This window comes from Streptomyces sp. NPDC047880 (assembly GCF_040706515.1).
GTDB lineage: Bacteria > Actinomycetota > Actinomycetes > Streptomycetales > Streptomycetaceae > Streptomyces.
Genome location: NZ_JBEZOK010000032.1, coordinates 20,426 through 39,540, shown reverse-complemented (window position 1 = coordinate 39,540; position 19,115 = coordinate 20,426). Strand labels below are relative to the sequence as shown.

21 protein-coding genes and 1 pseudogene are annotated in these 19,115 nt (G+C 70.3%); 11 read left to right on the top strand and 11 right to left on the bottom strand.

The genetic code is table 11. The annotated features are described in order from the left end of the window. Positions 1-65: 65 nt before the first annotated feature. Genes AB0937_RS34035 through AB0937_RS34015 form a run of 5 tightly spaced genes read right to left on the bottom strand, consistent with a single transcriptional unit; the run spans position 66 to position 2,236 of the window. Positions 66-743, bottom strand: a complete 678-nt coding sequence (locus tag AB0937_RS34035) for a hypothetical protein (RefSeq protein WP_366717339.1) — start codon at positions 741-743, stop codon at positions 66-68. Continuing rightward, positions 740-1,147, bottom strand: coding sequence for a DUF6415 family natural product biosynthesis protein (locus AB0937_RS34030; RefSeq protein WP_164344748.1), 408 nt, complete (start codon positions 1,145-1,147; stop codon positions 740-742). Before AB0937_RS34030 ends, AB0937_RS34035 begins: the two co-directional genes overlap by 4 nt. Positions 1,148-1,149: 2 nt before the next feature. After that, entirely contained in the window at positions 1,150-1,590 is a 441-nt protein-coding gene (locus AB0937_RS34025) for an ATP-binding protein (RefSeq protein WP_164344746.1), read from the bottom strand. Then, entirely contained in the window at positions 1,587-1,982 is a 396-nt protein-coding gene (locus AB0937_RS34020) for a hypothetical protein (protein WP_164344744.1), read from the bottom strand. The genes AB0937_RS34025 and AB0937_RS34020 overlap by 4 nt, the downstream gene beginning before the upstream one ends. Beyond that, a complete protein-coding gene (locus AB0937_RS34015; protein ID WP_164344742.1) occupies positions 1,979-2,236 on the bottom strand; it encodes a hypothetical protein in 258 nt (85 codons plus the stop codon). Before AB0937_RS34015 ends, AB0937_RS34020 begins: the two co-directional genes overlap by 4 nt. Before the next feature lie 273 nt (positions 2,237-2,509). On the opposite strand from AB0937_RS34015, the gene AB0937_RS34010 reads away from it, so the two are divergent. The 3 genes from AB0937_RS34010 to AB0937_RS34000 all read left to right on the top strand — a co-directional run bounded on the left by AB0937_RS34010 (position 2,510) and on the right by AB0937_RS34000 (position 4,391). Continuing rightward, the gene (locus AB0937_RS34010; protein WP_366717336.1) at positions 2,510-3,364 is read left to right on the top strand and encodes a helix-turn-helix transcriptional regulator; all 855 of its coding nucleotides are present in this window, start codon (positions 2,510-2,512) and stop codon (positions 3,362-3,364) included. Further along, positions 3,361-3,723 carry a DUF397 domain-containing protein gene (locus tag AB0937_RS34005; RefSeq protein WP_164344738.1) on the top strand — a complete coding sequence of 121 codons (363 nt, stop codon included), beginning with the start codon at positions 3,361-3,363 and terminating at the stop codon, positions 3,721-3,723. The genes AB0937_RS34010 and AB0937_RS34005 overlap by 4 nt, the downstream gene beginning before the upstream one ends. A gap of 239 nt (positions 3,724-3,962) precedes the next feature. Then, positions 3,963-4,391 (top strand): hypothetical protein, encoded by a 429-nt coding sequence (locus AB0937_RS34000; protein ID WP_366717334.1) that lies wholly within the window; start codon positions 3,963-3,965, stop codon positions 4,389-4,391. A gap of 67 nt (positions 4,392-4,458) precedes the next feature. Here AB0937_RS34000 and AB0937_RS33995 read toward each other — a convergent pair whose 3' ends face one another. The 5 genes from AB0937_RS33995 to AB0937_RS33975 form a co-directional block, all read right to left on the bottom strand. Next, complete coding sequence (locus AB0937_RS33995; RefSeq protein WP_164344734.1) at positions 4,459-4,806, bottom strand: hypothetical protein; 348 nt, start codon at positions 4,804-4,806, stop codon at positions 4,459-4,461. Further along, on the bottom strand, positions 4,796-5,413 hold the full coding sequence (locus AB0937_RS33990; RefSeq protein ID WP_366717332.1) for a hypothetical protein: 618 nt from the start codon (positions 5,411-5,413) through the stop codon (positions 4,796-4,798). The genes AB0937_RS33995 and AB0937_RS33990 overlap by 11 nt, the downstream gene beginning before the upstream one ends. A gap of 83 nt (positions 5,414-5,496) precedes the next feature. Then, on the bottom strand, positions 5,497-6,198 hold the full coding sequence (locus AB0937_RS33985; protein WP_164344732.1) for a hypothetical protein: 702 nt from the start codon (positions 6,196-6,198) through the stop codon (positions 5,497-5,499). Between the two features lie 183 nt (positions 6,199-6,381). Continuing rightward, positions 6,382-7,233 (bottom strand): hypothetical protein, encoded by an 852-nt coding sequence (locus AB0937_RS33980; RefSeq protein ID WP_366717330.1) that lies wholly within the window; start codon positions 7,231-7,233, stop codon positions 6,382-6,384. Positions 7,234-7,283: 50 nt separating this feature from the next. After that, positions 7,284-8,348 (bottom strand): peptidoglycan DD-metalloendopeptidase family protein, encoded by a 1,065-nt coding sequence (locus tag AB0937_RS33975; RefSeq protein WP_366717466.1) that lies wholly within the window; start codon positions 8,346-8,348, stop codon positions 7,284-7,286. Positions 8,349-8,875: 527 nt separating this feature from the next. Here AB0937_RS33975 and AB0937_RS33970 point away from each other — a divergent pair. From AB0937_RS33970 to AB0937_RS33935, 8 genes are read left to right on the top strand one after another with little or no spacing between them, the layout of a single operon-like run. Next, a complete protein-coding gene (locus AB0937_RS33970; RefSeq protein WP_366717329.1) occupies positions 8,876-9,673 on the top strand; it encodes a hypothetical protein in 798 nt (265 codons plus the stop codon). Next, entirely contained in the window at positions 9,670-9,999 is a 330-nt protein-coding gene (locus tag AB0937_RS33965) for a hypothetical protein (protein ID WP_164344728.1), read from the top strand. The genes AB0937_RS33970 and AB0937_RS33965 overlap by 4 nt, the downstream gene beginning before the upstream one ends. Further along, a complete protein-coding gene (locus AB0937_RS33960; RefSeq protein ID WP_330269878.1) occupies positions 9,999-10,769 on the top strand; it encodes a hypothetical protein in 771 nt (256 codons plus the stop codon). The genes AB0937_RS33965 and AB0937_RS33960 overlap by 1 nt, the downstream gene beginning before the upstream one ends. Then, positions 10,762-12,612 carry a hypothetical protein gene (locus tag AB0937_RS33955; protein ID WP_366717327.1) on the top strand — a complete coding sequence of 617 codons (1,851 nt, stop codon included), beginning with the start codon at positions 10,762-10,764 and terminating at the stop codon, positions 12,610-12,612. The genes AB0937_RS33960 and AB0937_RS33955 overlap by 8 nt, the downstream gene beginning before the upstream one ends. 3 nt (positions 12,613-12,615) lie before the next feature. Next, positions 12,616-14,142, top strand: coding sequence for an SCO6880 family protein (locus tag AB0937_RS33950; protein ID WP_164344724.1), 1,527 nt, complete (start codon positions 12,616-12,618; stop codon positions 14,140-14,142). Continuing rightward, positions 14,142-15,692 (top strand): type VI secretion protein, encoded by a 1,551-nt coding sequence (locus AB0937_RS33945; protein WP_366717325.1) that lies wholly within the window; start codon positions 14,142-14,144, stop codon positions 15,690-15,692. The genes AB0937_RS33950 and AB0937_RS33945 overlap by 1 nt, the downstream gene beginning before the upstream one ends. Beyond that, complete coding sequence (locus AB0937_RS33940; RefSeq protein ID WP_366717323.1) at positions 15,692-17,401, top strand: type IV secretory system conjugative DNA transfer family protein; 1,710 nt, start codon at positions 15,692-15,694, stop codon at positions 17,399-17,401. The genes AB0937_RS33945 and AB0937_RS33940 overlap by 1 nt, the downstream gene beginning before the upstream one ends. After that, positions 17,394-17,942, top strand: coding sequence for a hypothetical protein (locus AB0937_RS33935; RefSeq protein WP_366717321.1), 549 nt, complete (start codon positions 17,394-17,396; stop codon positions 17,940-17,942). The genes AB0937_RS33940 and AB0937_RS33935 overlap by 8 nt, the downstream gene beginning before the upstream one ends. A 67-nt stretch (positions 17,943-18,009) precedes the next feature. On the opposite strand, the pseudogene AB0937_RS33930 reads toward AB0937_RS33935, so the two are convergent. Next, positions 18,010-19,115 (bottom strand): annotated as a pseudogene (locus tag AB0937_RS33930) (hypothetical protein); the annotation flags it as partial.

The window sequence follows — 19,115 nt, the reverse complement described above, 5'->3', positions numbered from 1 at the left end:
CGGATTCCGCCGGTGCTGACCGCCCGACGGTCCGGGCGCGAAGCAGCCGGACCGCCGGGCGGGGTCTAGGCCGCTGTGCTCAGCGCCGCGAGATCGTTCAGGTCCACGGGGGTGCAGCCGGTCAGGGCAACGAGGTCGCGGGCGGCGAGCGTCCAGCAGATGGCGGGGTCTTCGTCCGCTACCTCGGTGAGTTCCTTGTCGGCGGGGGCCGGGATACGGCGGAGGGTGCGCGGGTCGTAGACGATCCCGGCCACTCCCCAGGGCTCCGCCCGTTTCACCAGGGCGGCGGTGTGGCCCTTGCGCAGGTGCGGGCAGGCGTCGACGGACTCGATGGCGCAGGGCAGGCACACCGGTGGGGTGTCGGTCACCTCCCCGTCGCGGATCGGGTGGCCCTCGACGGCGCGAGCGATGAAGAGGTGCCGGTGGCCCAAGCGGCGGAAGTCGTCGTTGAAGGTGGAGTGGCCGCAGACCATGCACAGCATGTGCGACATGGCCTGTCGCTGGCGGAGCGGGTGGATGGCGGCCAGGTCGGGCTTGCCTCGTCCGCGCAGTGCCGGCCATCGGACCCAGAGGTTGCCGTTCCTGCGGTCGGCATGGCTGAGTTCGTCGGTGTAGCCGATGCCTTCCCGGCCGTCCGGCCGCACCTTCTTGGTGATCTCGTACGGGAGCGGGGTCTCCGCGCTCCACGGCGCGATGAAGGGGACGTGCAGCCCCTTCAGGTAGAACTGGCGGGGCGGTGTCATGCGACGTCCTTTATGGTCCCGGTCTCGGTGAGCCGTTCCAGCAGGTCGTTGGTGACGCCGGCTGTTCGTCGCAGGTAGCCCAGCGCCGCGCGGTAGTCCGCCGGCAGTTCTTCGGCGGTCAACGTCTGTGCTCGGCCGATGAGGTCGGCCACCTGGCCGTCATCGTTCTCCGCGGCGACCGCGATGTTGACGAGTCGCCGGAGGTCGCCCCGCAGGCGTTCGTCGAGCTCCGCGAACTCGTCCTCGCGGGGGGCCTGGTTGCTGAGCACGTCGCCGACGTCGTCGAGGATCGCGTCCAGCGGCCGAACTCCGCGCAGTCCGCTGACGACCCGCGCGAGTCCCTCGGCGTCCAGGGGCGGCGTCCACGATGCGCTCGGGGGCGCGGGCTGGGATGCGGCGGTCATGTTCACTGCTGGTCTCCTGCCGGAATCGCTGCCCAGACCCGCAGGCCGTTTCCCGGCGTCGGTTCAGCTCCCCATCGGGCGGCGAGCAGCTGCACGAGAAGCAGGCCGCGGCCGCCCTCCGCCAGATCGGCGGGCGCCGTCAGGTACGTGTCGAGGGGAGCCTGCGGGCGGGGGCCGCTGTCTCGTACGGCGATCCGGATCTCTTCGGGGTGCCGCTCGACCTCAAGCCGGATGCGCATGGACTGCGTGTGCTCGACCGCGTTGGTCGCGATCTCGGATACCACCTGGACCGCCGATTCGATGCGCTCCTCGGGCACCTTCCAGTCCGTCAGGTCCGCGCGGACCTGGTGGCGGGCGAGCGCGGCCGTACGGCGGTCACGGTCGAAGACGTACGCCCGGCTCTCCGGGACGGCGGCCGCGGTCGGGGTGAGTGGTGGCGTCACAGAATGCCTCCGGGGGTCGACTGCTGTGGGGGGAGCCCCGCGGTGCGCCAGCGGAAGGCGGGGTACGCCAGGTTCAGAGCCCTCCGCAGGTCCGAGACGGGCAGCGGGCCGCCGTTCGGCAGGTGGGGGACGGGGAGCCACGATCCGGCGTCGAGCGTCCAGACGTCTGCGCCCCAGACGCCTCCGCGTCCGGGCTCGGTCAGGAAGTACATGCGGCCGCACTCCGGGGCGTCGATGACCGCCGGTTCCTGCTCGAAGACGAACAGGACGTCGAGGGTGTGGCGGACGGCCACGCCCAGGGCCTGGGGCATCACGACGGCATCCCAGGCGAGGCCGGCGGGGAGCTGGAGGTCGCGGGGCCGGACGGCGCTCGTAGCGGCGGGGGCGGTCACTGGGTCCGTCCCATGCACTTGGAGTGTGCGCGGACGTCCCATGACATCGGGTTGGAGTCGTCGGGGGAGACGGTGACGGCGCGGCCGTCGGGGTAGAGCCGCCCGCCGGGGATGCCGCACCGGATGCAGAGCGCTCCCTGGAGCTTGCGTAAGACCTCCGTACTGACGGGGATCTCGAATCGCCGGGCGCCGCTCGCGTCGGGCGCCCCGGTCGTGAGCGCCGGTTCCTGGTGCCGCACTTCGTCGTTACGCATCCCGAGGGCTTCCCTCCCTGGGCTCCGTCTGCCGCGCAGCGCTCGGCATGTCCGCCCGAGGAACGCGTCCGGCCGGACTTCGCGATCACCAGCCGTTATGAGCCCGTCACCCTAGGATGTACCTCAGAAGATTCTCTCTGCAACTTCCCTGAGAAGATTCACGGAAGTTTCTGGCGGGCGGAGGGTCGCATGGGCACACCGATTACGCCGCGGCCACGCGGTACGGCAGGATGGGGCCGTGTTGGCAGGCGGAGACTGAGGGGAGGTGCGGAGATGGCGGCTCAGGGACCGATGGTCAAACGACGCAAGATCGGCCGCGAGCTCCAGACGCTTCGTGAAACTTCTGGACTGACGATCGAAGAGGCAGGAAAAGCGATCGGCCGCTCCGATTCGACGATCAGTCGCATCGAGAATGGCAAGCGAGACGTCCAGCTGATCGAGCTCAAGGGCCTCCTGGAGGCGTACGAGGCCCCCGCCGAAACGCGGGAAGCCCTGATCAACCTGCTGAGCGCCACGCCCGAAGAGGCGTGGTGGACCGTCTTCGACCTCCCGCCGAACCTCGACACCTATGTCGGTCTGGAGGCTGAGGCGGACACCCTCCGCGTCTACGCCCTCGGCACCGTCCACAGCCTCCTCCGCACCGAGGAGTACGCCCGTGCGGTTCTTCGCGGCACCAGTCCCTCGGCGCCGGCCGGGGAGATCGAGGACCTGCTCAAGTTCCACATGCAGCGCCAGCAGGTCCTCAAGCGCGATTCCGGGGCCTTGGACCTCATCGTCGTACTCGACGAGGCGTGCCTTTGGCGCCAGGTCGGCGGGCTCGACTGCCAGCGCGCGCAGCTGAAGCACCTGATCCAGCAGGCGGAGGAGGTGCCCAACGTCGTCGTGCAGGTCCTCCCGTACAGCAAGGGCGCCCACTCGGGTCTCACCGGCGCCTTCACCATCCCCGATTTTCCGGACCCCACGGAGCCCGCGGTGGTCTACCTGGATAGCCCCGGCGGGAACTTGTACCTCCAGAAGGCCAAGGACACCCGTCGATTCGACCAGTCCCACAGCCGCCTGCGCGGCATGGCGCTCGATGAGCATGAGTCGGTGCGGTTCATGCAGACCGTGCTGAAGGAGATCAAATGACCACGACCCCTGACCTCACTAACGCGCGGTGGCGGAAGGCCCTCCGTTCCGAGAGCGCGCAAGGATGCGTTGAGGTTGCCTTCCTCTCCGGCGACCTGGTCGCGGTACGCGACAGCAAGAACCCGCTGAAGACCGCGCACGTCTACCCGGTGGCCGCATGGACCGTGTTCCAGGACCACCTCCGCGGGCTGGTGCCGGCGGAGGACTCGCGGATCGTGGTCACCATCACCGACGACGCCGTGCTGCTGAGCGATCGTCAAGACCAGGCTCCGGAGCACGTCTACACGCACCGCGAGTGGCTGTTCTTCCTCGACGGCGTACTGAAGAGGGAGCCGCAGCTCTGCGCAGCAGCTGCCTGATCGAACGCCAGTGGCCCGGCAGGAGGAATCTCTCCTGCCGGGCCACTGGCGTTTCCGGGCGCCCCCGTCGACTCCGCTGGGCGGAGGACGGCGCGGTGGAAGAAAACGCGCAGGCCACGTGTCTGTACCCAGTGGTAGAAAGCAGACAGTGGCGTGGGATAGATCGCGCCACTCTGGGCCGTCGTTCCCAAGTGGGCGCGGTTGCCCGGTTGTTCGGTGCACGCGGGGAGTGATACAGCATGTCGTCGTTGGTGAACACCTGGGTCCGCTTGTCCACAGATCGCCTCGTCCGAGCTGACCGCATCGTCGCGGTCGACCTGTGGGGTCCACCGAACGGCCACAAGCAGACCGAGGTCGTGGCCGACGAGCCCGCGCGGATCATGCTTCAGATCGACGGCGACGAAGAGGAGCCGTGGCGTGAGGCCGCGACGGTCAACGCGGAGCGCGGCGGTGAGCTCATCACCTATCTGCTGTCCCTGCTGAACAGCCCGAACCCGGACGGGAGCAAGGTCCGGTACGTGTACGGGCTGTACCGCGGCGAGGAGCTCTATCGGTGGATGCACGGCACGACCATCCCCGTCATGCCGGACGGACGAGTGCGGCCCCTGCACGAGGTGCACGACCCCAATCCCGGCCTGTCCGTGGGGATGGTGCCCAGCCGTCGGTGACCTCGGATGGAAACACAGGATGCCCCCGCTTCGGCGGGGGCATCCTGTGTTTCGGGACCTGCGGTCTTCAGCCCTGGCCGGTGAGGCCGGCAGCCGCAGCCTCCTGACGGACGTAGTCCGCGGCTCCGTCCAGGCTGACCCACTGGGGTGCGGCCGCCGGGACGGCGCCCTGGTGGCTCGCGTGGACGGCATCGTGATCGCGGAGCATCACGGCCGACCGCTGGGCTTCCGCGATCCCCTTCTCGTCGGCCGGGAACAGGACCAGGTGGCGCTGGTCGACCGCCGCCCGGCGCAGCAGGTACTCGCGTTCCTGGTCGGGTGTGGTGGTGCCGGCCAGGTCGCTCAGGCGCAGCGCGTCAGCCAGCCGACGGACCTCTGTGGTCTCGCGCATCAGGTGCCACAGTTCATCGGTCATTGCGACGCCCCTTCCTCGCGGCACGGAGGGTGATCCAGGTGGTGACGAGGGCGGCGACGACACCGATCGCGCGGTGAGCCGCCTGGTCCAGCTCGAAGGCGGCACTACCGGGACCGGAGTCCTCGACCCTCGCATTGCCCTCCTCGTCGACGGTGCGCACGACGGTGCAGTGCTCGACGTAGCCGCCCTTCCCGGCCTTGGCGGCGAGCCACAGCAAGGGCTGGCGTTTGTCGATGACCAGGTGGGTGAGGGCATTGATCCCCGCGCCCGTGAGAAGGGCACCGGCCGGGACGCGGTAGCCCAGGGTCCTGGTGACGGCGACGGTTCCGGCCAGCTGGCCGGCGGTGTATCCGGCGACGTGCCGGGCCGCGCTGATCCAGCCCAGCCGCGTGGCGGTCATGGTGCGCTGTCCGGTGCGGTCGTCGGTCTCCTCGCCCACGGGGGTTCCGTCCCGGTAGACCAGGTGGTCGCCGTGCGCGCCCTTGTTCACCGCGTCCCTGCTCGCCTGAGCCCACTGATCGAACAGTGGGTGCAGACCGTCCCAGGTGGCGAGCAGGGCGCCGGCCAGCGCCAGGCCCTGCACGGAGGTTGAGCGGTCGGTCATCATGGTGGGGCTCCTCGTTTCGTGATGCGGATCGGGAGTCCCCGGGGCGGCCGCCATGCTGCCGAGCCGTCGGCAGCCCCGGGGTTTCACGCGTCGAGCGGGTTCCGTTCGTGGTCCTTGCCCTGCCGGGAAGCGGTCACGGTGTTGGTCCCGGCCGGGCCCGACCAGCCGCACCGGCAGCGGGCCAAGACCTTGCCGGGTTCCTCGCTGCTGTCGAAGACTCCGGTCTCGTGCTCGCGCGGCGCCTCCGGGGGCCGGGGCGGCTCCCCTCCGTTGACGTAGAGGGCAGCGCGGTCGGTGTTGTGGGTGACCCATCGGCGCCAGTCGGCGGTGTCGCCGTCGACGATGCGCTGGTGGCGTTCGGCGACGGTGGTGTGGTGCTGGCGCAGTTCGTCGCCGAGCTCGCGAAAGGTCAGCCGGGCCTTGCCGCTGGGTCCCGGTTCCCGGGCGTAGAGCAGCAGTTCCTCCTTCAGGGCGGTCAGCCGCATCTCCAGCTGCCGCACGCCCCGCGTGTACGCCTGGAGCAGCTCCTTGCCGATCTCCTCTCCGTTCTGGATCGCTTCGAGCGCGGCGATTGCGGTCTCGGCCTCGTCGGCGATCGTCCAGGAGGAAGGGCCGCCCTTGAAGGCCAGGACGTACGAGGTGGTGCCGTCGGGCCAGTAGGCGGTGGGGCCGGCAACGGTGTCCGGCTCCATCAGCACGGTCTCGGGGGTCATCGTCTCGGGGTCCAGGGAGACCTTCCTGATCTCCCACTGGTCCCCCTGGTAGCTGGCGCTGTACGTGGTCACGGGGTATCCCTCCGCAGTCTGTCGGGGTTTCCCGACAGACTGACTATGTAGGGGAATCCCGACAAGCGTCAAGCAGTGCAGCTCAGCGGCGCGTTGCCCTCGCGCCGAGGAACGCGGAGTTGCCCCCCTTCATGCGAAAACCCCCGACCAGTTGGCCGGGGGTCGCCGCACGAAGTTCCTGGGCTACGGGGTGGCGCCGGGCGCGCTCATCGCCTCCAGGCGCGCGCGGACCTTTCGGGACAGGCCGCTGTCCTCGCCCGTGACGGCGGCGAGCATCGTCAGCAGCTCCCGCCCGATCGTCAGGCTCTCCTGGGGGTCCGGGATGCTCAGCCAGATGTGGACGGCCCGCTGCACCGAGCCTTGCGTGACCTTGTGGCCGCTGCCCCAGAGCTGGGCCTGGAGCCCGGCGGTGTGCAGGCACCAGCGGACGGCAACGCCCGGCTGCCCTTGCAGGTAGGCGAGGTGGCCCCGCAGTTCGCGAAGGTTGATGGTGTAGGCGTGCTGCTGCCCGTACCGCGCGGTGAACTCCTGGTCTAGCCGTTCCGCGTCGACCGCCGCGGCGGCGAGCCGGGCGGCGTCGTTCGCGGCGTTGAACGCGGCGGTGATGGCGTTGATCCGGTCCCGGTACTCCGCGGGCGGGCCGCTCGGCTCGTCGCCGGCGGCACCTCCCTGACGCTCGGCGTCCGCTTCGGGCCGTGCTGCGGGCGGCTCACCGCCGTGGGGCCGCTGGTGTTCTGTCGGCGGCGCCTGGGCGGGCTTCTCCTGGTCCTGCGGTTCGGTCTTGAGGGGCGCATCCTCGGCCGCGGCCGGGCCGGCGCTCCGGGCGTGCGGTACGTGAGCGGCGTCGATCCGCTGCTCGGGCCGCGGCGGAGGCGCGGGGGCCGCCTGCGGCTCCTCGGTCACAGCCGAAGCTGCTTCCCGGTCCTGCGGCGGTGCGGGAGCGGCTTCGGCACGCTGGTGGTCGGGCTGTCCGGTCTGCCAGAACGTGGGGCTTACGGCGCCCCACGGGGCGAACTGCTGCTGTTGCTGGTGCACGAGGCCGTTCCTTGCGTGGTGGTGCGGGTGCTGTCGGTCGCCGGGACGGGTCAGATGTCTATGCCCTTCTTCCTCATGTACGGCAGGGGGTTGATGTCGGTGCCGTAGTCGGGGCCGGTGCGGACCTCCATGTGCAGGTGCGGGCCGGACACGTTGCCGGTGGCGCCGGACAGACCGATGACCGTGCCTCCCCGGACGGTGTCGCCCACGGAGACCTTGATCTTGCTCATGTGGGCGTACTGGCTGTACATGCCGTCGGAGTGCCGGATGACGACCTGGTTCCCGTACGCTCCGCCGTCCCCGGCGGCCACGACCTTGCCGGGACCGATGGCGTGGATGGTGGTGCCGACGGACACCGCGAAGTCGATCCCGGTGTGATAGCCGCTCGACCACATGCTGCCCTGCTGGTGGTAGGGCGTTCCCAGCGGCGCCTTGACCGGCAGGCCCCATCCTCCGGAGACCTCGGGGTCCCCGGAGGTGTCCGGCGCGGTCAGGTTCGCCACGTTCGCCATGATGATCTTGACGTAGTCGTAGGTCTGCCCCTCGGCGAACGAGCGGGGCGGCACGCCCTTGTACTGCTCGACGCGCCCCCAGCCCGCGTTGTATCCCGCCAGGGCCAGCTCGATCGGCGATCCGTTGTACTCGGGGTGCTTCTTGGCCGTCTTGAGGAGCTTGCACATCATCCGGCCCTGAGACGGAATTGCGTCCTCGGGGTCCCAGACGTCTTTCTTGCCGTCGCCGTTTCCGTCGATTCCCGACGACGCCCAGGTGCTGTCTATGAACTGGGCGATCCCCTTGGCGAGGGGGCGCCACTTGACCATCTTTCCGGTCTTCGGGTCCTTCTTGTATTCCCAGGATTGGGCTTGGGGATTGAAGCCCGATTCCTGTTTGATCTGAGCCGCCAGCACGGCGGCCGGCAGGCCCGCGTCGCAGTCCGCCGCGGCCTTCTCGATCAGCCCCGCGTACTCGGCGGGCACGTAGCCCTTCCCCACCCGGAGGGACCCGCCGCTCAGCTCGAAGTCGCCTCCCCCTCCGCCGCCGTCGTCGTCGGACATCGCGACGAGCATGATCACGCCGAATCCCAGCGCCAGCGGGCTGACCACGAAGGCCGCCACCAGTGCCGCGATCCCCCGTTTGGCCTTCAAGCCTTCCCCCTTGCCGTGTCCCTGTCGCTGCTAGGAGCACCACGCCGGGGCTCGTTCGCCCCGGCGGCGTGTCACCCGTCCGGCGGGCCACCCCCCGGCGACATGAACGTCACACTGCCATACGGCATTTCCGTCCCCAAAGGAAGTAACGCCGATCGCGCAGCCATCACCCTCACGAGGCGCAACAGAACGCCTCAAACTGTCGTTAAAGGTGATGAACGTGCACAACTACCATGCCACATAAAGGAATTGACACGCAGGCCACATCAGGGGCACCACTGGTGTGTCACCTGCCCGGCATAGACTTCCGGACACGTGTTCACATCAAGTGACTGCTGTAGTGATTACAGTTGCAATGCGGGGGAGCGTTGGCTAAGAAATCGCAACCGGCCGTGACGTTGCCCGTCCAAAGCCGTTTGGTCGTACCGGTATTGGGAGCGGGCGGCGGGAGCGGCCGCTCAACTACTGCGGGCCTACTGGCCTGTTCCCTGGCTGCGGTGGGGACCAGCATCGTGCTGGACACGGCGCCGCGCCTGACGTCGCCCTGGCCCTCGTGGCCGGCGGAGCCGGGGACCGGCCTGGTGTCCCTGCCTCCGGACCAGCCGTTCACGCGCGAGCAGGTGCACGCGGCGGCGTCCCGCTCGCCGGGACCGGTCGGCACCTGGAGCGTGCTCACCGATCACCAGGAGTGGAGCCACGGGCCGCTCGACCTGCCCTCTGATCCAGCGGCCTGGTACCAGCTGGCGGCGGGAGGCGGGTGGCAGGCCGTGGTCGCCGATACCTCCCATCCGATAGCGCACGACATCGTCACCGCGCGCACGAAGCGGCTGCCCGGCCTGACCGCGGCCTGGTGTTCCCTGCCCTTCTCGGTGCCGGTGCTGTGCGCACCGACGACCGGGCCGGGAGTGGCCGCTCTCCAGACGGCGGTCAAGGCCGCTTCGGCCGAAGGGCTTCCCCTCCAGCGCATGGTCGTCGCGCTGACCGCGACGGGTGAGGGCCGTATGCCCCCCGTGGTGAAGGCTGCCGCGACGATGCTCCAGTCCCAGGTGTCCGCCGTGGTCAACGTGCCGTTCGATCCGCACGTCCGCAATCACGGCCTGGCCGAGGCGACCCGCCTCTCGCGCCGCACCACGGAAGCCGGGGCCGCCCTGGTCGCGGCCTTGCTGGCCTCGGCACAGCGCAGTTGGGGCGATCCGCTGCCGCCGGCTCCCGTTCCCGCGGCTCTGCCCGCCTCCCCCACAGACCTCCGTCCTGCTCGACCTGCCCAACCTGCTCCTGAAGGGGTCCTCACATGAGCCAGATGCTCCAGACCATGCACGACGTCATCACGCTCGCCGCGGATGAGCCTGTCATCCCCGGCTTCAAGCCGTCCTTGCCCGGCACCCTCCAGACCCCGACGGGCAAGGTCCTGGGCTGGACCGCGGGCGGCGGCCTCTCCCTCGCCGTGCTGGGCGGCCTGGCCGGCTGGGCCTGCGTCGCCATCGGCCACAACACGGAGAGGGCCCAGCTGGCTTCGCGTGGCAAGTCGGCCATCCTCTGGTCGGTCATCGCCGCCGTCGGCATCGGCGTCACCAGTGGCCTCGTCTGGGGCTTCTACAGCATGACGCAGGGCGGGCAGTGATGGCCGCCTCCTTCGACCGCAAGGCCCGCCGGGCCCGGCTGCGGCTCGCGGCGATCGGCGTCGCTGTCGTCGCCGCCCTGGCCGTCGGCGGAGCCGTCGCCATCACGACGCTCGACGGTGACGACGGCCCGGCCCGATCGGACGGGAAGACGTCACCGAGTCCGTCCAGCACCTCGTCCCAGCCGCCAGGCGGTGGCAAGGAGTTCACTCCGGCCAGCGCGCCCCGCATCCCGCTGCTCAAGGCGAAGTCGAACGCCAACGGGATCGGGACCGGCTTCGAGCACTCCGCGCTCGGCGCGACGTCGGCCGCCGTCTCCTACTGGGAGGACCTCGACCTCCTGGACGACGTGATCGCCCGGCAGCAGTGGACTGCCATCGCCGCCAAGGACTCCCCCGGCACGATCGACGCGGGGGTCAGCGAGGTCCGCAAGGTCCGTGAGGGCGTGGGACTGCCGCCGTCCGGAGGAACACCCGACGGCATCACCTTCAGCACCAACGTGAAGGCCGCCCTCTCGCGCTCGCTCGACACGAGCGGCGACGTCGTCGACGTGTGGATGGTCTACGACCGGTTCGCCACGATCAAGGACAAGGGCGCCGACGAGAACCCGCTGCGGGATGAGGTCACGAACCTGGTCCTCAAGTGGGAGGACGGCGACTGGAAGGTGACCACCGACCCGAAGTACACGGCCAAGGTGAAGGGTCCTCGTGCGTACGACCCGGACAGCAAGTACGCGTGGATGGAGGGGTGGCGGGTGGTCGCCGATGGCTAGGACGCTCGCGCGCCTCGGCACGCTGCTCGGCGCACTTCTGATCCTGATGACGTCCGGGACGTCGATAGCCCTCGCCGGCGCCAAGCCACCGGACCCCTACCCGCCGGAGCTGAGCCACGGCGAACGGGTCGGCATCAACAAGCAGACCGGCGAATACTGCGACCTGGACGACTCCGATCCGAAGAAGCGCCTGAACTGCCGCGCCCCAGTGGACTGCGAGGACTTCCCCGCAGGCATGACGGCCTGCATCGGCGAAGGGTCCACCGACCCGGAGGACGCCCGGGTCTTCGAGCTCAACGAGCTGAAGCGGTGGCTGAAGAAGGCCGACAAGAACCAGCCCAACTACGAGAAAATCAAGGCGTACCTGGAAAAGTGCGTCAAGGAAGACAAGAAGACTTTCCAGGAATGCAAGATGGAGGCTGGCAGTAAGTGGCCGCCCCCGGCGAAGACTCCGCTGGACTGGGTCGCCGGCAAGATCAGCGAGATGGCGGCCAACGCGCTCGAAGAGGCCGCTTCGATGCTCGGCCACTCGGTGGTCTGGCTGCTCAAGCAGTTCGCCGACGCCTTCAACTCCATCTCCACCATCGACCTGTCGAAGACGGGCATCGGCCCCGTGCTGGGAATCAGTACCGGGCTCTCAGTGATCGTCGCGGCGTTCCTGCTGCTGGTCCAGTTCGGCAAACTGGCCGTCTCCCAACAGGGCGGGCCGCTGGTCACCGCGGTGGTCGGGCTCGCCAAGTGGGGCGTCATCCTCGGCGTGTACCTCATGGCCACCCAGGTCGCGCTCAACTGGTCGGACACACTCAGCACCGCGCTGATCAACTACACATTCGACAGCGGCAACAACAGCGGCGACACCGAAGCTGCCTCAAAGGCGATGGAGAAACAGCTCGGGACCCTCTTCGCGGGCCTCGTCGGCGGCGGCGGCACCGCTGCGGCGGGCTCCGCGCTGATCACGGGCAGCGGCATCGCACCGACTGCGGTCGGCTTCGTGATCGTGATCTCGATCCTGTGCATCCTGGCGATCGGCGCCCTGTGGATCGAGATGCTCGTCCGCCAGGCCGGAATCATGATCCTGGTCACGATGATGCCGCTGGCCCTGGCCGGCCAGATGGCCGATGCCACCAAGGACTGGTGGCCGAAGGCGCGCAACGCCCTCATCGCGCTGATCCTGATGAAGCCGGTGATCGTCATCGTGTTCAGCATCGGCTTCTCCGCGATGTCGGGCGCCGAGGGCGTCCGCAATGTCATCGTCGGACTGATCATCTTCGTCGTCGCGGGCACCAGCTGGCCCGTCCTGGCGAAGTTCATCGTGATCACCTCCAACGGCGATGGCAACTCAACTGGCTCGGCCTTCATCAGCAGCGTCGGCAGCTCCGTCAGCAGCATGTTCGGCGGCAACCAGCCCGCCATGAGCGGCGCGGGCACCTCCGGCGGCGGCGCCGCCTACACCAAGGCCCTGGAGGGCGAGAACTCCAGCGCCGCCGACGGTGACGGCGGAGGCGGCGGCCGCGGGTTCTGGTCCAAGGCCGTGATGGGCAGCAAGGGCGGCAGCTTCATGGGCAAGGCCGGCGGCGTGGTCGGCGTCGGCCTCCAGGTCGCGGCCGTGGGCAAGGACATGGCCGAGAGCTCGTTCCAGAACGCGGCGGCCAACGCGGGTCTCGGTCACGCCGCCCAGGGCGGCCGCCACGTGGTGGTCCCGCCCCGCAGCGGCGGGGACGCGCCCCCCGCGTCTACTCCAGCGCCGCAGCCCGCGACACAGGAGTCCGAGCCTCCCCCGCCCACGCCTTCACCGTCGCCCACACCCACGCCCCCCACACCCTCGTCCTCCGAAGGGAGCTGACCCGTGGCCCAAACCGAACCCGCCCTGTACGGCGGATGGCAGTCGGAGCGCTCGGGTTTCATGGGCAACCTGAGTGGCCTCGGCTTCGTCCTGGTCACGGCTTCCGTGATTATCGCCCTCATCCCCATCTACACCCGCTCCTGGAGCTCAGCGTTCTTCGCCCTTCCCCTGGCCGCCGTGCTGCTCGTCCTCGCGTACGGACGCGTGCTCGGCCTGTCGGCAGACGAGTGGATCGTTCTCGCAGTAAGGCATCAGATCGCAGTGGCAACCAACCGCAATTTGTTCTTCTCCGGCGCCTTCGCGCCCCGGGCCAAGGACGGAAGCCAGCCGATGGACCTGCCCGGACGGCTGGCCCGGCTGCACCTGCTGGAGGCGCCCGACGGACTCGGCGGGCAGATCGGGGTGATGCACAACCCCATCGAGAACACCTACACGGCCGTCTGCCAGGTCAAGTTCCCCGGCCTGGCACTGATCGACACCGAGCGCCAGAACGTCCGGGTCAAGGGCTGGGCCGCGTTCCTGCGCAGCCACTGCAAGGAGGACGGGGCGATCACCCGGATCTCGGTCCACCAGCGCAGCCTGCCCGACGACGGGGCGGCCCTGCGCTCCTGGACCGAGCGCCACACCGCCCCCGACGCCCCCGCCGCAGCTGTCGAGGCCCTCGACGAGCTCATGCAGGGCGCGGGCCCGGCCGCCACGATCCGTGAGACCTACCTGTCCGTCACCCTGTCCGCCGCGCGTGCCCGGCTCGCCGTCAAGGGCGCCGGCGGCGGGCAGATCGGCGCGGCCGCCGTCCTCGTCCGCGAGATCAACGCCATGGCGGGCTCCCTGTCGAGCGCCGGACTCCAGGTCGTCGAGTGGCTCCCGCCCCGTGGGGTCGCGCAGGTGATCCGTACGGCCTTCGACCCGGAGGCCCAGCTCGCGCTGTCCGCGCGCAACACCGCGGCGGAAGACTCGAATTGGAAGGGCGCCCCGAAGGGGGTCGACCCCGAACTCGCGGGCCCGGCCGCGACGGAAACCGTCTGGGGCCTCTACAAGCACGACGGCGCATGGACCGTCAGCTACCAGGTCCGCGGCTTCCCCCAGTCGGAGGTGTACGCCACCTTCCTCCAGCCGCTGCTGCGTCCCCGCTCCAACGCGCGCCGCTCGCTGACCTTGGTGTACGAGCCGATCGGCCCGGCCAAGGCCCGGCAGGAACTGGCTCGCGAGAAGACGAAGCGAGACGCGGCACGCAAGCTGCGGGCGAAGACGGGCAGGGCGGAGAGCGAGGACGAGCGCCGTGAGGCGATGACCGCGCGGGCCCAGGACGTGGCGCGCGCGAGCGGCCACGGAGTCGTCCGGCTCATGGCGCTGATCGCCGTCACGGTGACCGACCTGGAGCAGCTGGAGACGGCGTGCGCCGAACTCCAAGCGGACGCCTCCTCTGCGGGCCTGGAGATCAGGAGGGTCTGGGGCGCTCAGGACGACGCGTTCACCGTCGCCGCCCTGCCGCTGGGTCTGGGTCTGCCCGACCGGAGGGTGGGCCTCTGATGGCGCTCCCCTTCCGCCGCAGCGACGGCGGCGACACGAAGCTGAAGGCGTCCCGGCTGGGGGACTTCCTCGACGACGCGGAAGACCAGCCGATCCCCAAGCAGCTCTCGGCTGCGGAGCGGCGCCGGTCCCGGCTGCTGGAGGACCCCGAGGCGGCGATGCGGATCGCCCCGCGCAAGGGCTGGCCCCAGCCCTTCGCGGGCCGTGTCGCCTCGATCGCGAAGCCCGAGGTCTTCCGGGCGGACACCGAGCGCGCATCCGGGATCTACCCCTTCCTGCACGCCGCGAGCCTGCCGCCGGTCGGCGTGTACATGGGGTGGAACACGCTGACGATGCAGGCGTTCTCCGCCCACCCTGCGGCGTGGGTCCGCGAGGGCCTGTGCACCAACCCGAACGTGATGGTGACCGGCATCCCGGGCTCCGGGAAGTCGGCGCACATCAAGGCGCTGTGCTTCCGGCTCATGGCCCTGGGGCACCGGACCCTGATCGCCGGTGACGTCAAGGGCGAGTACAAGGCGCTGTGCGAATACCTCGGGGTCGACCCGGTCCGCCTCGGCCCCGGCCTGTCGGGCCGCCTGAATCCCCTGGACGCGGGCCCGTTGGGCTACGACCTGGAGCTGATCAAGGACCGGACCGTCCTCCAGGCCCGCCTCAAGGAGATCCACCGCCGCAGGCTCACCCTTCTCAAGGCACTGCTCGAACTCCAGCTCAAGCGCAACCTGCGGCCGCAGGAGGAGGAGTGCCTCGACGTCGCGGTCCGCGAGGTCACCGGCGAGCTGCACGGGCAGAGCCGGCTGAGTGTGCCCACCCTGCCCCTCGTCTACGCGAAGCTGAAGGACCCGACCGAGGCGATGGCGCGCGAGCTGCGTGTACGGGACGACGACATTCAGCTCGCCCGCGAGCACATGGCGTCCCTGCGCAGCGCGCTCGGCGGGATGATCACCGGTCATCTCGGCGGCCTCTTCGACGAGCAGACCTCGATCGGTCTCGACTGGGACGCCCCGATCCAGTCCGTCGACATCTCGGCCCTGGAGCAGTACGGGGACGAGACCGTGGCGATGGTGCTGACCTGTGTCTCCTCCTGGGCGCAGTCCGCGATCGACCGGCCGGGCGAGCGTCCGTGGATCGTCGTCCGTGACGAGCTGTGGCGGCAGATGCGATCCGGCGGCGCGGCCATGGTCCGCAAGATCGACGCCGATCTCCGGCTCAGCCGTGCGACGGGCACGATCCAGCTGCTGGCCACGCACCGCCTGTCGGACTTCGAGTCCGTGGGCGCGGCCGGCTCGGAGGCCGTGGCCATCGCCAAGGATTTGATCGCCTCGTGCGAGACCCGTATCCAGCTGGCCCAGGACACCAAGCCGCTCCAGATCACCCGCGAGGCGATCGGCCTGACCGACGCCGAGTGCGAGCTGATCGGCAGCTGGGGCGCCGGCCAGCGCGGCCGCGCGTTGTGGAAGGTCGGCCGCGGCGGCGGCTCGCACGCCGTCCAGCTGATGCTCAGCCACATCGAGAAGTCCCTGTTCGAGACGGACGAGCGGATGGTGGTCTGATGGCCGGCGACAAGAGCGTGGACGACCAGACCCTCCTGGCCGCGATCGGTGCGGGGTTCGTCCTCGGGGCGAGCGCCATCGTGCTCGCCGCCGCACCGCTGGCCGGGCTGGTGACCGGCAACGGGTGGGCGAGCTCCACCAAGACCCTTCCCGAGACGATCATCCTGACCGTCAGCCACGGGCCCGGCGCCGTCTACGATCCGGCCCCGCCGACGTGGGCGTTCTGGCTCGTGGTCGCGCTCCTCCTCGTCCTGCTGGTCGTCGCGGTCGCCTTCCTGCTGCGGGCCTTCGGCCGCAGGAAGCCCCACCTGGGCGGCGCCCGGTGGGGCGGCAAGAAGACCGAGCTGGAGATGGCCGTACCGGAGAAGCCGCAGGAGCGGCCCGACCGCATCACGGCCGGACGCGGCCAGCACACCAAGAAGATCGTCGCCGTGATCGAGCGGAGCGGGTCGGCCATCGCCTTCGGCCCGCCGGGCTCGGCGAAGACGACCGGTCTCCTGCTGGGCAACGCCGCCGAGTGGCAGGGTCCGTGCGTCCTCACCACCACCAAGGCCGCCGACCTGGAGGCCATCTACAACAGCCGCCGGGCCCTCGGCCCGGTCTGGGTCATCGCACCCGCGGGCCTGCCCGGCGGGCGGGCGACCGCCCACTGGTCGCCGGTGGACTACGCGCGCGACGCCGATTCCGCCGAGCGCATGGCGGAGTGGATGGCGGATGCGGCCCAGAAGCACTACGACCCGCGCGCCGAACCGTGGATCGCGCAGGCCCGCGCCATCCTCGCGGGCCTGCTCCTCGCGGCGCACATCTCCAAGGGCGGCATCCGCGCCTTCCGGGAGTGGCTCGCGCTCGGCAAGGACGCCGTCGACCACGTCCGCGCGATCCTCGAACCGGACTACCCCGAAGTCGCCATGGACTACGCCCAGCCGTGGCTGAAGCTCCACGAGGACGGCGCCGGCAGTGTCCAGTTCACGCTGAACGTGGTCGCCGCCGTCTACCGCAACAAGGACGTCCGGGTCGTCGCTGAGCGCACGGACTTCAGCCCGGAGCAGCTCCTGGACGAGAACGGCACGGTCTGCCTGGTCGCCTCGCCCTCGAACGCGGAGCGGTACGGGCCCCTGTTCACCTCGATCATCGCCTCGATCATCCACGCGGCCGAGGACCGGTTCGAGAAGACCGGCAAGCCGCTGGAGAAGGCCCTGGGCTGCTTCATCGACGAGGCCGGCAACGCGCTGCGGTACCCCAAGCTGCCCACGACCCTCACCACCGGCCGCGGCATCGGCATCGCCATGCTGACCATCTGGCACGACCTGGCCCAACTGGCGTCCAGGGTGGGGCAGGACGGGGCCCGGACGGTGATCTCCGCGTCCACGCTGCGGATGCTGCTGCCGGGCCTGGCCGACGACAACACCCTGCGGTACTTCAACTACATCTTCTCCAAGGAGCAGACCGAGCGGCCGACCCACTCCACCGGCCCCTCGGGCAGCTCAACGTCGACCGGCATCGTGGAGACCGATCTGCTGCCGGTGGACAAGCTCCGCGAGATCCCCACGTTCACCGCGATCGTCCAATACTTCAACCTGCCGCCGATCCGGGCCAACATGCGCTTGACCTGGAGGGACGAGGATCTGCGGGCATGGCTGGCCCGTCCGCTGCCGCCGGTATCCCTGGACAAGGCGGACGCTCCCGCGCTGGAGGCACACCATGGCTGACGCCACCACCGAGACCCAAGCCCCCGACACCCAGGAGGAGAAGCCGGAACCTCCCCAGCGGTGGGTGTGGGCCGACATGGACCCCGACGACCGGGAGAAGCGACTGGGCGAGCTCACCCTCTGGGTGGACTGGCTGATCAAGACGTACGACGTCCGCAACCAGATCGCCCGGTGCTGGTACCGGCACCCCCGGATCATCGAGCATCTGACGGCCCTGTACATCGGGTGGGTCCGCACGTATGCGGGCGACCCCACCAAGCTGGGCCTGCGAGCGGAAGCCGAGTGGATCAAGGACTTGTACGCGTTCCTGCCGCGCCTGAACAGCGCCGGCTGCCAGACCTCCCACATGGACTCACCGGCGCCGCAGCTGACCGACGGCGACGATGCGTTCGGCCAGTGGCTCGACGAGCCGCCGGAGTTCCTGACCGCTCCCCGCGCCCATCCGGCGAAGGCTCAGGTGGCGCGGCTGGCCAAGGAGGCCGAGGCCGCAGCGAAGGCGCGGGCTGCCCGCCGGGAGAGCGGAGAGAAGAAGGAGAGCTGACGGCTCACGGCAATACGGCGGAGGCCCCGGGGAACGCTCCCCGGGGCCTCCGCCGTGTGCGGCCCGATCACCGCTTGGTCCCGCCCCGGCTCTGCTGCTCGTCAGGGCCCGGGTGCTGCGCGGACTGCTGCTGAGACTGCTGCCGGGCCGCCTCCTGCTGGGCCTGGATGCGCCGGGCCTCCTCGGCAACGCGCTGCTCGTACGGCTGCGCGTCGCGGAGGTTCATCTCCTGCCGGACCGTCGCGGCGGCCGCGTCCAGCTTCTCGACCTCGCTCCGCGCGGTCATCGCCTCCTTGCCCGCAGCCTCGGCACGCCGCCGGCGGGCGGCCAGGGTGCGCTCCAGCACCGCCTCCTGCGACCCGCCGCTGCGCTCCCACGAAGCCAGCACCTCATCGTGCTGAGCCTCCGGGCCGGCCCTCCGCTCGGCCTCGGCCTGCCGCTGCCGCAGTGCGGTGATCTGCTCGGCCGCCCGCTCCTGCTCCGCCCGAAGGTCAGCCAGACGACTCTCCAACTGGGCCCGGTCGTCGCCCCGCACCGCGGGCCGTCCGAAGCGCGTGGTCTCGGCCAGACGCGCCTCGATCCCCAGAGCCTCCTCCCGCCTCCGGATGTCGGCGGCCTCCATGGCGGGCAGCTCCACGGCCGTCGCCCGCAGCTCCCGGATGGCCTCGACCCGGGCCGCGCGCTCGGCCACGCTCCGCTCGACCGCACCGCCCGGCTCCAGAGCGGCCCGCAGTTCCTCCGCCTTCGCCTCCTGGGCGGCAGCGTGCTCCTGGGCGGCATCGGCCGCTTCAACGTAGTAGGCGAGTGTCGAGGAGAGCTCGGCGTCGGGCACGTCAGCGTACGGACGCCGGTCCGGCTCGTTGCGCTGCCGGCGCTCCTCCCGATCGGCCTCCTGCTCCTGCCCGTCCGCAGCGTCCACCGCCGCCTCGGCCACGTCCACCGCGGCCTCCTCGACGGCCAGGTCCTCGTCGCGCGCCCGCTCGTCGTCACGGACCAGCTCGGGCTCCGGCTCCTCCACCACGGCCTCGGCGACGTCGTCGACCGCAGCGTCCACCGCCGCCTCGGCCACGACCTCCGCGGCCTCCTCGACGGCCAGGTCCTCGTCGCGCGCCCGCTCGTCGTCACGGACCAGCTCGGGCTCCGGCTCCTCCACCACGGCCTCGGCGACGTCCG

What these genes read in the sequence shown, in the direction of transcription:
- AB0937_RS33940 (WP_366717323.1), top strand. Translation starts at nt 15,692, where the DNA reads ATGGCCGGCGACAAGAGCGTGGACGACCAGACCCTCCTGGCCGCGATC.
- AB0937_RS34000 (WP_366717334.1), top strand. Translation starts at nt 3,963, where the DNA reads ATGTCGTCGTTGGTGAACACCTGGGTCCGCTTGTCCACAGATCGCCTC.
- AB0937_RS34005 (WP_164344738.1), top strand. Translation starts at nt 3,361, where the DNA reads ATGACCACGACCCCTGACCTCACTAACGCGCGGTGGCGGAAGGCCCTC.
- AB0937_RS34030 (WP_164344748.1), bottom strand. Translation starts at nt 1,147, where the DNA reads ATGACCGCCGCATCCCAGCCCGCGCCCCCGAGCGCATCGTGGACGCCG.
- AB0937_RS33945 (WP_366717325.1), top strand. Translation starts at nt 14,142, where the DNA reads ATGGCGCTCCCCTTCCGCCGCAGCGACGGCGGCGACACGAAGCTGAAG.
- AB0937_RS34015 (WP_164344742.1), bottom strand. Translation starts at nt 2,236, where the DNA reads ATGCGTAACGACGAAGTGCGGCACCAGGAACCGGCGCTCACGACCGGG.
- AB0937_RS33995 (WP_164344734.1), bottom strand. Translation starts at nt 4,806, where the DNA reads ATGACCGATGAACTGTGGCACCTGATGCGCGAGACCACAGAGGTCCGT.
- AB0937_RS33935 (WP_366717321.1), top strand. Translation starts at nt 17,394, where the DNA reads ATGGCTGACGCCACCACCGAGACCCAAGCCCCCGACACCCAGGAGGAG.
- AB0937_RS34035 (WP_366717339.1), bottom strand. Translation starts at nt 743, where the DNA reads ATGACACCGCCCCGCCAGTTCTACCTGAAGGGGCTGCACGTCCCCTTC.
- AB0937_RS34010 (WP_366717336.1), top strand. Translation starts at nt 2,510, where the DNA reads ATGGCGGCTCAGGGACCGATGGTCAAACGACGCAAGATCGGCCGCGAG.
- AB0937_RS33955 (WP_366717327.1), top strand. Translation starts at nt 10,762, where the DNA reads ATGGCTAGGACGCTCGCGCGCCTCGGCACGCTGCTCGGCGCACTTCTG.
- AB0937_RS33990 (WP_366717332.1), bottom strand. Translation starts at nt 5,413, where the DNA reads ATGATGACCGACCGCTCAACCTCCGTGCAGGGCCTGGCGCTGGCCGGC.
- AB0937_RS33965 (WP_164344728.1), top strand. Translation starts at nt 9,670, where the DNA reads ATGAGCCAGATGCTCCAGACCATGCACGACGTCATCACGCTCGCCGCG.
- AB0937_RS33960 (WP_330269878.1), top strand. Translation starts at nt 9,999, where the DNA reads ATGGCCGCCTCCTTCGACCGCAAGGCCCGCCGGGCCCGGCTGCGGCTC.